Origin of the sequence: Catalinimonas alkaloidigena (genome assembly GCF_029504655.1) — a bacterium.
GTDB lineage: Bacteria > Bacteroidota > Bacteroidia > Cytophagales > Cyclobacteriaceae > Catalinimonas > Catalinimonas alkaloidigena.
On sequence record NZ_JAQFIL010000001.1, the window covers coordinates 4,529,219 to 4,541,369 of the forward strand.

The following is a 12,151-nucleotide window of genomic DNA, read 5'->3' on the forward strand; positions in this document are numbered from 1 at the left end:
ATATCCACAAATATACGCATCATGTTATCATCAGAACAATTGATATTTATTATATTAGCATAACTAAAACTTATATTATGACCCTGGAACAACTTCAATACGCTTTGGCGGTATATCATCAGCTCAGTATCATCAAGGCTGCTGAAGCTTCTCATGTGAGTCAGCCCGCACTAAGCATGCAAATCAAAAAACTGGAAGATGAAATCGGCTTTACCTTATTTGACCGTACGCATAAACCGTTGCGTGTTACTGAGTCCGGAAAAGTATTTCTTGAAAAGGCAAAAGAAGTCGCTTTATCATTTAAAGGATTACAGGGCCTTGCGGAAGAATTGCAAAGCAGTGAAAGTGGTTTACTTAAAGTAGGGATTATTCCTACTTTAGCCCCTTATCTCCTGCCTTTGTTTGTGAAGCAGTTCAATGCTAAACACCCTGAAATTGAATTACACATCACCGAATTAACCACCGAAGAGACCCTTTCTCAGCTCAGAAATGGCAAACTGGATGCGGGTATCATCGCTACTCCGGTCAGCGCCAGCGGGCTTATTTTTGAGATTTTGTTCTACGAACGCTTCTTCATCTATATCTCAGAAGACCACTCCTTATACAATAAAGAAAATATTCAACTGGATGAAATCGCCGGTAAAGACTTATGGTTGCTGAAAGAAGGAAACTGTTTCCGAAATCAGATCAACGATATCTGTCATCTGGGCAAGAAGACTACCCAGGAAAAATTCACCTACGAAAGTAGCTCTATTGCATCACTCATGCGCATTGTAGAGCATCAGGGAGGCATTACTTTCATTCCTGAACTGGCAACCTTGGGCGTAAGTGCAGTGAAAGAAAATATGCTCAGAGATATCAGTGGGCAGAAAGTCGTCAGAGAGATTAGTCTGGTACACAGCCGCTTCCACTACAAACAAAAAATATTCAACAAGCTTAAAGCCAGCATAATACAGAGTATTCCCCAGTATATGCTCACCGCCGGTAAGTATGAAGTCGTAGATTCGTTTATTCGTGTATAATTTTTTGGATAAAATAAATCCTTTTTCTAAATTGACCGTTGTATATACAACAAAAGTAGAAACAAAATATGAAGCTTGAGGAAGTCATAAAACAGGATCAGTTTAAAAATTCTTATTATAAAGCGATACTTAATATCAGAGTAACAGAAAGCTGGCTATCCAATCAGGTGAATCAGTGCCTGAAGCCTTTCGGCATATCTCAGGAGCAATACAATGTATTGCGTATTCTGAAAGGTCAGTACCCCAAACCTTCATCTTTACAATTGATTACTGAACGCATGGTTAACCGAATGTCTAATGCTACCCGTCTGGTAGAGAAGCTTAGGCTGGGGGGCTATGTTACTCGTAAAGAATGTTCAAGTAATCGTCGTAAAGTGGATATTCTGATTACTGAAAAGGGTATGGAACTTCTGGAGCAAATCAGGCCGGAAATAGAGGGAAGTATGGACCGCATGAAAAACCTGAGCCAGGAGGAAGCAGAACTGTTAAACAAGCTGCTTGACAAGTTTAGGGGGTAAAAAAAAATTTTGTTAAATTAATTGTATATACAAATATATTATAAACAACTAAATTCATTAATTATGGAAAATGTAGCAGAAAAAAAAGCTAGCTGGGCAGTTGATCCTATGCATTCAGAAATCCAGTTTAAAGTAAAACACCTGGTGATATCTACTGTGACCGGTAGCTTTGGGAAATATGATGCCAGCTTCAGCAGTGAGAAAGAAGACTTCTCAGATGCCCAAATCAGTTTTTCAGCAGACGTCAATAGCATCAGTACCAACAATGAGCAGAGAGATGCCCACCTGAAATCTGATGATTTTTTTAATGCTGAGCAGTATCCTAATCTGGCTTTTACATCCAAAACGTTGAAAAAGACAGCTGATGATGCGTATAAGTTAGTAGGAGACTTAACTATTCGAGATATTACAAAAACTGTAGAACTGGATGTAGAGTACGGTGGTACTATGGTAGACCCTTATGGCAATACCAAAGTTGGCTTTGAGGTTTCTGGAAAAATCAATCGCAAAGAATTTGGCTTAAAATGGGATGCCATAACTGAAGCCGGAGGCGCTGTGGTAAGTGATCAGGTAAAAATTATTGCTAACGTTCAATTTGCCAGGCAGGCTTAAGAAAAAAGCTGGAAGCCGGGAGTTAGGAGTCAGAAGTTTTCCTTCGGACTTCTGGCTCCGGCATTCCAATCTTAAACTTTTCTTAAATCACTCTTTCTTATATACCATTCACGATTGACTCTGCTCATCCCCTCACCTGCCCATCTCCATAAATCTGCCATTTGTAGCTGGTAAGTTCAGGCAAGGCCATAGGTCCACGGGCATGAAGTTTTTGTGTGCTGATCCCAATTTCCGCTCCCATGCCAAACTGAGCGCCGTCAGTGTAAGCAGTAGAGGTATTGGCATAGACAGCTGCGGCATCTACTGAGCGCATGTACGCTTCAATTACCTTTTTATCCTCAGCAACGATTGCCTCGCTATGTTTGGAGCTGTATGTGGCAATATGATCAAGTGCTTCTTCCAGACTGCCTACGGTCTTTATGGACATTTTATGTGCTAAAAATTCAGTTCCGAAGTGCTCAGCCTGAGCTTTATGCAAGAACGCGGCAGGATACACCCCTTCCAGGTACGCATAGCTTTCAGCATCAGCATAGACTTCTACTTCTTTGGTGATGAGCTTGTGCGTAAGGGCTTCCAGATCCGCCAGTCTTTCCCGGTGAATGATCAGGCAATCCAATGCATTGCATACGCTCACCCTGCGGGTTTTCGCGTTAAAAATAATTTCTTTTCCCTTTTTCAGGTCTCCACTTTCATCAAAGTAGGTATGTACGATACCTGCACCGGTTTCTATGACCGGGACTTTGGCATGGTCACGCACAAAATTGATCAGCCCCTGGCTACCTCTGGGAATGATGATATCTATATAGCCCACGGCTTCCAGCATCACCTGAGTAGCTTCACGTCCGGCAGGCATAAGATAAAGCATATACTCGTTGATCTGATGTTTTTTCAGCACTTCATGGATGATACTTGCGATGGCAATGTTAGAAAATTCAGCATCACTCCCACCTTTTAGGACACAGGCATTGCCCGACTTCAGGCAAAGCGCAAATACATCAAAAGTCACGTTGGGGCGGGCTTCGTAAATGATACCGATTACTCCCATCGGCACGCTCATTTTCTTCAATTGGAGACCATTGTCAAGTGTTTTTTCCTCCAAAACTTTTCCCAGTGGAGAACTTAGTTTTGCCACATTGCGCATGTCAGCCGCAATTCCCTGAATACGCTCGGCAGTAAGCATCAGACGATCATACTTTGGATCGTTGGAGTCCATACGGTCCAGATCTTTTTGGTTGGCATCCAGTATAGCTTCAGTCTGCTTAACCGCCAGATCAGCTACTTCATTAAGCACCTGATTGATTTGCTTATCACTCAGTTGATAGGCTTTGCGTGCCGCTTTTTGTACTGCTTCCAGATGTTGGGTAATATTCGTTGCTGTAATCATGTCCCAAAATTAACAAAACTGAATTTACAAAGAAGATTAAGCTCTTGATAATGACCAACGTTTTTAACGATCCACAAAAAAAAGCTACTCCAGAAGAGTAGCCTTGTTATGTTTTATAGAGAATCTACCGCCAGTCGGTATTTGGGATCTTCAATGATATTGACATCAATGACTTTCTCAGCGTTCTTGAGTAATACTCTACAATCATCGCTAAGGTGCTTCAGATGAAGTGTCTTTCCGGCTTTGCGGTAGCGCTCGGTGATCTTATTCAGTGCTTCTATGCCTGACATATCGGCGACTCTGCTTTCGGCGAAGTCAATGATCACTTCATTAGGGTCATTCAACACATCAAATTTTTCGTTGAAAGTAGCCACCGATCCAAAAAATAATGGTCCATAGATTTCGTAATGTTTAACACCATGCTCATCAATATGCTTACGGGCACGGATACGCTTGGCGTTTTCCCAGGCAAAAACCAAAGCAGAGATGATTACACCAATCAGCACAGCAAGTGCAAGGTTATGTAAAAATACGGTTACCAGGGTAACCAATACCATCACCAATACATCAGACACTGGCATTTTGCCAAAGCTACGCATACTAGCCCACTCAAAAGTACCGATCGCAACCATGATCATCAGTCCGGTAAGTGCCGCCATAGGCAACTGCTCAATCAAGCTCGCGCCAAACATGATAAAGAAAAGTAACATTACTGAGGCTACGATCCCCGAAAGCCTGGCACGTGCACCAGAAGATATGTTGATCAGGCTCTGTCCGATCATAGCGCATCCCCCCATACCGGAAAATAAACCAGACAGCATATTGGCTGCTCCCTGCGCAACACATTCTTTATTTCCACGGCCACGGGTTTCAGTTATCTCGTCTATCAGGTTCAGTGTCAGCAAGCTTTCAATAAGGCCAACGCCTGCTACGATGAGTGCGTAAGGAAAAATGATCTGTATGCTTTCCAGGTTAAATGGGATAGCAGGAATATGGAAAGGAGGAAAACTTCCCTGGATAGAAGCTATATCGCCAACCGTCCTGGTTTCTATACCAAAACCTATCACAATGCCTGATACCACCAAAATGGCTGTCAGTGAAGCAGGGACTACTTTGGTAAGCTTAGGTAAGCCCCAGATGATGAGCATGGTAATAAATACCAGGCCAAGCATCAGGTACAATGTAGAGCCACTCATCCACTCCAGTGCGCCTGCCGCATTGATCACCTTAAACTGATCCATTTGAGAAAGGAAAATAACAATTGCCAGCCCGTTCACGAAACCAAACATTACTGAGTGCGGTACCAGACGAATGAACTTCCCGAGTTTTAAGACTCCGGCCAGCATCTGGATACCCCCGGCCAGAATCACAGTAGCAAAAACATATTCTACGCCATGTGCCTTTACCAGGCTCACCAATACTACTGCAATTGCTCCAGTAGCACCGGAGATCATACCAGGACGCCCGCCCAGTATTGATGTGACTAATCCCATCATAAAGGCTGCGTATAAGCCGGTAAGAGGAGAAAGACCCGCTATCAGAGAGAAAGCCACAGCTTCAGGAATCAGTGCCAGCGCAACCGTAAGCCCTGATAAAACTTCGGTTTTGTAATCAACCTTTTGGGTTAAATCAAATAACTTAAAATACTGTTTCATAATTTTGTCAATAGGATACCCTTAGGGTGAGCACCCACTCGTACATTTTTTTAATAATTTCAATGAGGATTCAGGCCGGATTAACCTGCTGGTTGTTATTAGTGTTTCTTAGCAAAGAAGACTCAAATGTACGCATTTATTCAAAGAAATAAACGCTATTATATAAAATTCACATCTTACGGGATATTTTATTGTGAAAAGAACAAACCAATAATCTCTCCAGATTAGTTCAAACTAGAAAGAAAATAATTAGTGTTATTTTGGGGAGATTTTTACCACCATACAATAACAAATGAAATCTCTTAAGATTAAAAATTTACTGCTGCCAGTCTTATTTTTCATCAGCTATTCCCTAGTAGCACAGCAGCTACCTATAATTGATATCCAGAAAGCAGGGTTTTCGGAAGAAAGACTTGCCCGCTTATCCGATTATCTAAATCAGGAAATAGAAGAAGGAGAGCTGGTGGGAGCTGTAAGCTTAATCGTTAGAAATGAGGCTACCGCCCACTTTCAGAGCTATGGCGCCAGCCATTTGTCAGACCAAAGTCCAATGCAAAAAGACCAGCTCTTTTTTATACAGTCTATGACCAAACCCATCATCAGTGTGGCCTTTATGATGTTGTTTGAGGAAGGCCACTTTGATCTGAATGATCCCCTTGAAGATTACCTTCCCGCCTTTGCTGATATGCAGGTACAAACTTCGGAAAATGAAGCAGACAGTCTGGATGAGCCTATTAGGATCTGGCACCTCCTAAGCCATACCGCCGGCTTGTCCCACGGTTTGGGAGGCAGTGCGCTGGACAAAAAATACCGTGAAGCATTATATATGCAGCAACATCAAAATATTGAAGCCCGCGTGGATGTCCTGCCTGCGCTCCCCCTGGTCGGTCAGCCGGGTGAACAATGGTATTACAGTGCCGCACCCGATGTGTTATCCCTGCTCATTGAGCAGTTTTCCGGTATGAGCACTGCCGAATTTTTACAAACACGTATTTTTGACCCACTGGGCATGGAAGATACCGGCTATAATGTAGCGGAAGATCAAAAAGAGCGTGTGGTCGGTTTACACTTCAAAAACCAGGATGGGGAACTAACCGTCAGTGAAAGGCAAACACCAACTTCAGGAAATACTGTTTATGGAGGTACCCATGGTCTTTTTTCCACTGCCAGAGATTATATGCGTTTTTGCCGGATGCTGCTAAACAAAGGAGCCTTGGATGGGCAGCGGCTACTAAGTCCTAAAACTGTAGAACTGATGACCGTCAATCATGTAAATGACCTCTATGGTGAAGGTTATGGCTTTGGGTTAGGTTTTTCAGTTCGCACTGATCTGGCTGACCCCAGGGCCTTAGGCTCAGTGGGTACCTTTGGCTGGTCAGGCGCTTTCAACACTTACTTTTTTATTGACCCTAAGGAAGAGTTGGCAGGCATTCTTATGACGCAGTTCGCACCCTACACCAATTTTTATAATAATAAATTTCAACAGCTTGTATATCAGGCTATTATTGAATAAAAAAAAAGTCGGTAATCATTATTATTCTTTACTTCTCAGGAGCATCTCAGCTTTAGATAACAGAGATAAGCAAACTTTTTACAATTTCAGGTCGTATTCAGAGTGACCAGTATTCTCTTTTTATTTATACCGCGTATGGATTCATTATTTGCTAAAAGGTTGTATCACTCTCATCAGGAATGCACCAAATGTCCTTCTACTAAAGCAATTATTACTTTTTACCACGAACTTATGGGCGTGCTCTTTCCGCCCTATGCACAGGAAAATGTAGGTTCTTTTGAGGATTTTGAAGAAAGAATTCGTGCGATGAAGCTTGATATGGGTAAAATCCTGTATAATAACTTAATCCATGAAGGGGATCAAACCGAAAATATAGCAAATGCTTTCTTTCAGGCTGTTCCCGAAATTTATGATAGCTTACAGAAGGATATTGACGCTACATTTGAAGGTGACCCTGCTGCCCAAACCAGGGATGAGGTAGTACGTGCTTACCCTGGGTTCTACGCGATTGCAGCCTACAGAATAGCCCATAAGCTTCATGAGCTGGGTGTAAAAAGTATTCCCAGATTGATTACCGAGTATGCCCATAGCATTACCAGCATTGACATACACCCCAAAGCTACCATTGGTGAATATTTTTGCATAGACCACGGCACCGGGGTAGTAATTGGTGAGACTACGATCATTGGGAATTATGTGAAAATTTACCAGGGTGTAACATTAGGTGCCTTGAGTGTGAATAAGGAAGATGCCAGCGTCAAGCGTCACCCTACGATTGAAGATCACGTAGTCGTCTACTCCGGGGCAACTATTCTTGGAGGAAACACCGTGATCGGCCATCACTCGGTAGTGGGTGGAAACGTATGGCTTACCCGCTCTATTCCGCCTCACTCCAAAGTCTACTATCAGGCACAAATGCACAATAGTGAGCAAGGACAAACAGATTTAATTATTTTTAAATAAACCATAACATGACCCTTTTTGACCTGATCGGTAATACCCCCTTAGTAAAACTTGAGTATATCTCTCAATATAAAAATATATCCATCTATGGGAAGCTTGAAGGCCAAAACCCCGGGGGAAGTGTAAAAGACAGGGCTGCTTACGGGATGATCAAAGGAGCACTAGACAGAGGAGAAATCAAGAAGGGAGACAGACTGGTAGAGGCCACCAGCGGCAATACCGGCATCGCACTTGCCATGATCGCGCAATCCATGGGTGTACACATGACCTTACTTATGCCGGAGAACGCTACCCAGGAACGTATACAGGCCATGAAAGCCTACGGCGCCAAGGTGGTACTGACTCCCGCTGATAAAACGATTGAATACTCACGTCAGCTTGCGGAAGAAATGGCTGTGAATGAAGGTTACTTTATGCTTAACCAATTTGCCAACCCTGACAACTATGGGATGCATTATCAAACTACCGGCCCGGAAATCTGGCGCGATACTGAGGGTAAAGTAACACATTTTGTATCAGCCATGGGTACTACCGGTACCATTATGGGCGTATCACGTTATCTCAAAGAAAAAAATCCCGATATACAGATTGTAGGTACACAACCTACCGAAGGGTCCAGCATACCGGGCATTCGTCGCTGGTCACCTGAGTACTTACCCAAAATCTTTGAGCGTGAACGGGTGGATAGAATCATTGATGTAAGTGAAGAAGAAGCGCGGGTGATGGCTCGTCGGTTGGCCAAAGAGGAGGCGATACTTTCCGGCATGAGCAGCGGGGGCGCTTTGCAGGCGGCTTTAAAATTAGCCGAAGAACTTGAAGAAGGCGTGATCGTCTTCATCGTCTGCGACCGTGGCGACCGCTACCTAAGCTCTGACCTGTTTGATTAAGCGCATAATACATTTTGCTCATCAAGGAAACAAATACAGATAGTCATAATGTACCAGGGGCTTTTGTCCCTGATTTCCCATCAGTTGTCTGGCTCGTTCTGCGTCATACTGTGCTTTGCCCAGCCCAAAGCTCTGCCCTGCTTCGTCCTTAAGATTGATAATATCGTTTCTCTCAAACTCCCCTTCTATCTTCACCACGCCGACAGGTAATAAGCTGGTAGCCCTTTCAGAATTCACCAAAGCTTTCTTGGCTCCGGCGTTTACACAGGCACCACCACTTGCATAGCCTACGGCATGGCCCAGCCAACGTTTTACGCCGGTTACTTTCTTTTCAGGGATGAAACGGGTGCCTACTTCATCTCCTTTTACAATACGCTCAATGATACGCTCAGTATGACCTCCCGCAATGTGAACACTTATTCCCATATCAGCCAGCTTCTGTGCCATAGCAGCTTTGGTAAGCATTCCCCCCCGGCCAAAGTCTGATTTCTCCATGCTTACCATCTCGCTTAAATCCATGCTACGATCTACCGTTTTAAGCAATTGCGCCTCAGGCTCCTTAGGGTTACGATCATAGATCCCTGCCACATTGGAAAGGATAATCAGCGTCGGAGCATCTACCATAGCGGCAACCAGTCCGGCAAGTTCGTCATTATCAGTAAACATAAGTTCGGTGACAGATACTACATCATTCTCATTGATGATGGGGACTACCCCATGGGCCAGCATGCCTTCCAGGCAGTTGCGCATGTTGAGGTAATGCATGCGGTCACGAAAATCTTCTTTGGTTACCAATACCTGAGCGCAGCTAAGCTGAAATTCCATCAGAATGCGGCTATAGGTGTTCATCAGATGAGTCTGGCCTATTGCTGCCAATAGTTGTCGCTGGGTAACGGGATCTGTTTTTTTCTCCAAATTAAACCTTCCTCTTCCCGCTGCCACTGCGCCCGAAGAAACCAGAATAGGTGAATACCCTAACTGATGCAGGCTGGCCAACTGACTGCAGAGTGACTGCAAAAGACCTGTATTGACTTCACCATTGCTACGGGTGATGACGTTAGAACCAATTTTGACGACTACTTTATGATTTCTCAAGGCTATATATTTTACCTTAACAAAGGTATAAAGAATCATTTTCCGGCAAATGTATTTGAAAAGAGATCGTGAAATTTTAATCCATAGAATATTGATGTATGGTCGGTCTTTGTATATTTTATTGATGAACTCAAGTGAGCTGATCAAAGGTACACTCATCACTATTACCCTGAAGCGCCTCGCTGATGAGAGGAAAAGGTATGGATATGAAATCACCTAAAAAGTGAAGGACATATCAGGTCATAAAATGTTGATTAAAGAGCACGCGCTCTATCCTGCCCTGCACAAACTGCTTGACGATGGGTTTTTAGAAGTTGAAAAAGTTTATATTGGTAAACGGGTTCGTACATACTATAAACTCACCCGGCAGGGAGAAGTGCAGAAAGAGGCTCAGTTCGCTGAATTACACGAATTTCTGAAAACTATTCAGTACATTGTTTTTCCTCAGTTCAATACTGTTAATGCATAAGACTGACAGATGAACAGCCTGAAAGCAGTAGTGAGCAAATAGCAAAAGACAAGTAACACTTTGGATAGCCTGAAAGATAACCTGCTGGATCATATTTGTTGCGTAATTGAGCACGAAAGGAAAGAGTATTACTGCAGCTTAGGATAAAGCTATCGTTCAGCTCAGCCATGATGGGTTGAGTAGAATACAAGGTGAAACCCTCTTTTCTATTAAACTTTAATAAAATTATTCGTATGAAAAAGATTATGTATGCAATCGGCTTGCTGTCTTCTATGAGTGTGAGTATCGGCTATTTGTTTATCATTTTACATTGGCCGGGAGGGCTTAATATGTTTAATTACGGAATTTTAGCTTTTGTATTAATTTTTTTGCCCTTGCTGGCAATTGATCGTTACAAGGTAAATATCAGTCAGGCATTGCCGGAAAAAATCAGACTCATTCTTGGCTTTTCCAGTGCCTTTTTAACAGGTTTTTCGGTAGTCTTCAAGCTGTTACATTTACAGGGCGCCACCATATTAATGATTTTAGGAGCTGTCCTCTTTGCCTTTGGCTTTCTTCCCTTTCTATTCTTCAATATGTACAAAAAGTCAGTTGAATAAGGAGCTGAGGGTATTATTTCCATGCTGCTATTGCAGTTCTGACTACAGAATTGGCTTAACTCGCACTTTTTTATAGCTTAGTAAGCAGCGATCTTTTTTAACTGATCAAGCGAGTTTAACATACGATGAGAACACAACAACCTATTTACACATTGAGCTATTTTGTACAGGTCTCACTTACTTTTCTCTTACTTCTATTCACTTCCGGTGTTAGTAGTAGCTGCGAGTCTCCGGCTTCTACAACGCAATCCACAAATGAACAGATAGAGCAAGCATCTGATGAGATTGAGACTGAGCATATCATCATCGGACATTTGGGAGCACAGCATCTGGCTAACCTGGTCTACCGTAAGGGAGCAGATGGTGATAAGCTGGTGGGTTGGGGACGCACCCCCATTACCGAATGGCCTATGGGTTCAGCTTCAAAGCAAGTAGTAGTCCAAGAGAACCCGGAGCATAGGTACTCCAACGGAGGTTGTGCAATGGACCTGGATGGTGATGGTGTAGATGAAATTGTAGTAGCCCGTGGACATATTTCTAACCTCAAAAATGCCAAGCTGATGTGGTTTGATGAAGTGGAGGGAAAACAACATTGGCAAGGATACGAAATCGCCAGCCTCTGGGAGCAGGGCTTTTCCGCACCTCACGACATTGAGCCTTATATTTTTGAAAATGCTGAAGGAGAACAAACCAAAGCGGTCATTGCCAATAAGTCCAGAAGAGAGATGTATATGTTTGTCGTTCCTGAAGATCCGGCACAGGCATGGAACACTTACCATATAGGTTCTTTTCCCCACAGGAATCAGTCAGGCATAGAAATCATTGACATCAATGATGATGGGAGACCAGACATCGTGAGTGGCATGTTCTGGATTGAAGCTCCTGAAAATCCTGCGCAGGACAACTGGGAATTTCATCAGTTTGGTAATTGGGAAAATGATGACTGGCAATGGGCAGGCATGAACAAACATGGGGTAGCTGACTTTGACGGTGACGGCAGGCTGGAAATTGTAGTCTCTGAAGCAGAAATTCCTGATGCCCGCCTAAGCCTCTTTGACCCTGAAACCGGAAAACTAGAAAGTACCTGGAGTCAACATCCTATTGACAGTGGCCTGGATGCGCCTCACAGCCTGGTGGTGCTGGACCTGAATGGAGATGAAAAGCCTGATTTTCTGGTTGGTGAAATGACTGCCGGAGGTTGGGATTTTCCTTATAATCCTAATCCTAAAATTTACGCCTATATCAATCAGGGAAATATGCAGTTTGACAAAACTGTCTTTTCCGAGGGCTGGGGCGTACACGAAATGCGCATCTTACCCAAAAAGCTTGAAGGTAAAACAGTAATCTATGCCGCTGATGAAATCCAGCCGCAGAAATTCAATGCTATGAATACCCATGTGAGTTACTGGATGATTGCTTCACCCTGACTCTTCT

The 12,151-nt window shown here is 43.3% G+C and carries 12 protein-coding genes; 9 read left to right on the forward strand and 3 right to left on the reverse strand.

The genetic code is table 11. From position 1 onward, the window contains the following. The first annotated feature begins 77 nt into the window (after nt 1-77). The 3 genes from OKW21_RS18450 to OKW21_RS18460 all read left to right on the forward strand — a co-directional run bounded on the left by OKW21_RS18450 (nt 78) and on the right by OKW21_RS18460 (nt 2,152). Complete coding sequence (locus OKW21_RS18450; protein ID WP_277481894.1) at nt 78-1,022, forward strand: hydrogen peroxide-inducible genes activator; 945 nt, start codon at nt 78-80, stop codon at nt 1,020-1,022. Between the two features lie 68 nt (nt 1,023-1,090). After that, nucleotides 1,091-1,540 carry a MarR family winged helix-turn-helix transcriptional regulator gene (locus OKW21_RS18455; protein WP_277481895.1) on the forward strand — a complete coding sequence of 150 codons (450 nt, stop codon included), beginning with the start codon at nt 1,091-1,093 and terminating at the stop codon, nt 1,538-1,540. 63 nt (nt 1,541-1,603) lie between these two features. Further along, entirely contained in the window at nt 1,604-2,152 is a 549-nt protein-coding gene (locus OKW21_RS18460; RefSeq protein WP_277481897.1) for a YceI family protein, read from the forward strand. Nucleotides 2,153-2,276: 124 nt separating this feature from the next. On the opposite strand, the gene OKW21_RS18465 is transcribed toward OKW21_RS18460, so the two are convergent. Both OKW21_RS18465 and OKW21_RS18470 read right to left on the reverse strand, forming a co-directional pair. Further along, nucleotides 2,277-3,536 carry a glutamate-5-semialdehyde dehydrogenase gene (locus OKW21_RS18465; RefSeq protein WP_277481900.1) on the reverse strand — a complete coding sequence of 420 codons (1,260 nt, stop codon included), beginning with the start codon at nt 3,534-3,536 and terminating at the stop codon, nt 2,277-2,279. Between the two features lie 113 nt (nt 3,537-3,649). Then, nucleotides 3,650-5,191 carry a SulP family inorganic anion transporter gene (locus OKW21_RS18470; protein ID WP_277481901.1) on the reverse strand — a complete coding sequence of 514 codons (1,542 nt, stop codon included), beginning with the start codon at nt 5,189-5,191 and terminating at the stop codon, nt 3,650-3,652. A gap of 292 nt (nt 5,192-5,483) precedes the next feature. Between OKW21_RS18470 and OKW21_RS18475 the strand changes: the two genes are divergently transcribed. From OKW21_RS18475 to cysM, 3 genes are all read left to right on the forward strand, one after another. Continuing rightward, entirely contained in the window at nt 5,484-6,704 is a 1,221-nt protein-coding gene (locus OKW21_RS18475) for a serine hydrolase domain-containing protein (protein WP_277481904.1), read from the forward strand. Between the two features lie 135 nt (nt 6,705-6,839). Beyond that, entirely contained in the window at nt 6,840-7,667 is an 828-nt protein-coding gene (locus OKW21_RS18480) for a serine acetyltransferase domain-containing protein (protein ID WP_277481906.1), read from the forward strand. Nucleotides 7,668-7,675: 8 nt separating this feature from the next. Continuing rightward, a complete protein-coding gene (gene cysM / locus OKW21_RS18485) occupies nt 7,676-8,554 on the forward strand; it encodes a cysteine synthase CysM (protein ID WP_277481907.1) in 879 nt (292 codons plus the stop codon). A 21-nt stretch (nt 8,555-8,575) separates the two neighbouring features. Here the strand turns inward: cysM and proB are convergent, their stop codons facing one another. Next, nucleotides 8,576-9,649 carry a glutamate 5-kinase gene (proB, locus tag OKW21_RS18490; protein ID WP_277481908.1) on the reverse strand — a complete coding sequence of 358 codons (1,074 nt, stop codon included), beginning with the start codon at nt 9,647-9,649 and terminating at the stop codon, nt 8,576-8,578. Nucleotides 9,650-9,872: 223 nt separating this feature from the next. On the opposite strand from proB, the gene OKW21_RS18495 reads away from it, so the two are divergent. The 3 genes from OKW21_RS18495 (at nt 9,873) to OKW21_RS18505 (ending at nt 12,144) form a co-directional block, all read left to right on the forward strand. After that, a complete protein-coding gene (locus OKW21_RS18495) occupies nt 9,873-10,118 on the forward strand; it encodes a PadR family transcriptional regulator (RefSeq protein ID WP_277481910.1) in 246 nt (81 codons plus the stop codon). Nucleotides 10,119-10,351: 233 nt separating this feature from the next. Beyond that, complete coding sequence (locus OKW21_RS18500) at nt 10,352-10,717, forward strand: hypothetical protein (RefSeq protein ID WP_277481912.1); 366 nt, start codon at nt 10,352-10,354, stop codon at nt 10,715-10,717. A 125-nt stretch (nt 10,718-10,842) separates the two neighbouring features. Continuing rightward, nucleotides 10,843-12,144, forward strand: coding sequence for an FG-GAP repeat domain-containing protein (locus OKW21_RS18505; protein ID WP_277481913.1), 1,302 nt, complete (start codon nt 10,843-10,845; stop codon nt 12,142-12,144). Nucleotides 12,145-12,151: the final 7 nt, after the last annotated feature.

Coding starts and splice junctions, on each gene's coding strand:
- OKW21_RS18450 (WP_277481894.1), top strand. CDS start 78: ATGACCCTGGAACAACTTCAATACGCTTTGGCGGTATATCATCAGCTC.
- OKW21_RS18455 (WP_277481895.1), top strand. CDS start 1,091: ATGAAGCTTGAGGAAGTCATAAAACAGGATCAGTTTAAAAATTCTTAT.
- OKW21_RS18460 (WP_277481897.1), top strand. CDS start 1,604: ATGGAAAATGTAGCAGAAAAAAAAGCTAGCTGGGCAGTTGATCCTATG.
- OKW21_RS18465 (WP_277481900.1), bottom strand. CDS start 3,536: ATGATTACAGCAACGAATATTACCCAACATCTGGAAGCAGTACAAAAA.
- OKW21_RS18470 (WP_277481901.1), bottom strand. CDS start 5,191: ATGAAACAGTATTTTAAGTTATTTGATTTAACCCAAAAGGTTGATTAC.
- OKW21_RS18475 (WP_277481904.1), top strand. CDS start 5,484: ATGAAATCTCTTAAGATTAAAAATTTACTGCTGCCAGTCTTATTTTTC.
- OKW21_RS18480 (WP_277481906.1), top strand. CDS start 6,840: ATGGATTCATTATTTGCTAAAAGGTTGTATCACTCTCATCAGGAATGC.
- cysM (WP_277481907.1), top strand. CDS start 7,676: ATGACCCTTTTTGACCTGATCGGTAATACCCCCTTAGTAAAACTTGAG.
- OKW21_RS18500 (WP_277481912.1), top strand. CDS start 10,352: ATGAAAAAGATTATGTATGCAATCGGCTTGCTGTCTTCTATGAGTGTG.
- OKW21_RS18505 (WP_277481913.1), top strand. CDS start 10,843: ATGAGAACACAACAACCTATTTACACATTGAGCTATTTTGTACAGGTC.